We start from the raw sequence: 1,427 nt of genomic DNA, 5'->3' as shown, positions 1-1,427 counted from the left end.
GACAACAAGGCTGACTGCTATTGCTGCAACTGTCAGGACAATGTAGAATTAACCATTGAGGAGAATGAAAAATGAGACAGAAGGAACAAATTAACGAAATCCGCAAGGAATTGATGCAGGTTATCCGCCAGGCGGTAGAAAAAGAAAACAACTGCATCGGTACGTTTTACAAAAACAAAGGTTGCCGGTCGTTTTTAAGTCAGGAAAAAGAGGAATACGACAACTCTCCGACAGTCGTTGTCCACGATACCGATTTTATAGACAGCTATGGCGATTTTGAAGTTGCAGATGTCATTGACCTTTATGTAGATACGGAATCGTGCCTGATGTGTACTCTTAACGGTGTATCCGGTAGGGATTGGGATGAGCCGCTCGAACGGGTACAGATTGAAGGGCTTATAGAAATCGCCGAATGGCTGCAAAATCAAGGCTTTGTTCCCGAAAACGAAGCCAACCCCTACCGTTGTGCCAAATGCGGCTCGAAAGACATACAAAGGTTGGCTTGGGTGCTTCCCAATAAGGGGAATTTGTTTGACGGCTATTCCGGCAACAATGAAGATTCGGAAGAAAACTATTGTGAAAATTGCAATGAACACGTTGAAATCATGCCGGAAGACGAACTGCTGAAAGAAATTGAGGCATGGCGTCAAAAATCCGGTTATCAGGGAGAATGGGACGGCTTGACGGTAGAAGAAAAAATTGAAGTATGGAACTTAAACAAGGAGGAAAAATGAACAGAGAATTAGTTAAGGAACTGCTCCGGTATTTTGAAAATATAGGCGAAAAGCGCAACGAAGCGGAAGAACATTTATTCAAGGAAATACAAGATGAATCAGCTTATTTTCCGGTTGCGAGCGTTCACAGGGATGACCTCGAAAGAGGGGGATTTGATGTTTCAACTGTTACCGACGAGCAAATGGAAGAACTTGCCATCCAAATGAACGAATCCTATACCGGAAAAGATATTTTTGAAGAGGATATGGAAATCATCGCTTATCAACGGCTGGATATACCGAAGAAAACCGACCCCTGCTGTCCCGACTGCGGCAGTTACAAGGTGGAAGAATACGACGAGAACGGCAGGCGCTTTTCCTGCAATACCTGCGATTATGAATGGCGGTTTGACAATAACAAAGAAGAAGTATGAATAACTATGTATTGGTAGAATTTCCCGAAAACGCCGCGTATTTTGAGAACAACGAAACCGGCTATCCCTGCTTCAACAGCGAGGATAACGGCGCACGATATGTTCCCGAAGCGGAATATATAAGACATTTCGGACGCGAGCCTCAACCGGATACCTGCTTTCGACCGCTTTGCTGGCCTGCTTCGCAGGATTATTTGCGAAACAGGCTTTGCGAGCCGGTCATTGCCGATGAAAAAGCGCTGTCTGACTTCGGTTCGTCTGCCGTTTGGGTCCCGGTATG

2 protein-coding genes and 1 pseudogene are annotated in these 1,427 nt (G+C 45.1%); all 3 read left to right on the top strand.

The features are described 5' to 3' along the window. The first annotated feature begins 71 nt into the window (after nucleotides 1-71). Nucleotides 72-734 (top strand): hypothetical protein, encoded by a 663-nt coding sequence (locus ACYPWY_RS16255; protein WP_459686593.1) that lies wholly within the window; start codon nucleotides 72-74, stop codon nucleotides 732-734. Continuing rightward, a complete protein-coding gene (locus tag ACYPWY_RS16250; RefSeq protein WP_459686592.1) occupies nucleotides 731-1,147 on the top strand; it encodes a hypothetical protein in 417 nt (138 codons plus the stop codon). Before ACYPWY_RS16255 ends, ACYPWY_RS16250 begins: the two co-directional genes overlap by 4 nt. Continuing rightward, nucleotides 1,144-1,427, top strand: a pseudogene (locus ACYPWY_RS16245) (hypothetical protein); the annotation flags it as partial. The gene ACYPWY_RS16250 and the pseudogene ACYPWY_RS16245, both read left to right, overlap by 4 nt.

The organism is Viscerimonas tarda (assembly GCF_054601255.1).
The sequence above is the reverse complement of the archived record's forward strand: the minus strand, read 5'-3'. Positions and strand labels throughout refer to the sequence as shown.

Bases quoted from the DNA above. Each gene is read 5' to 3' on its own strand.
- ACYPWY_RS16255 (WP_459686593.1), top strand. From the start codon at position 72: ATGAGACAGAAGGAACAAATTAACGAAATCCGCAAGGAATTGATGCAG.
- ACYPWY_RS16250 (WP_459686592.1), top strand. From the start codon at position 731: ATGAACAGAGAATTAGTTAAGGAACTGCTCCGGTATTTTGAAAATATA.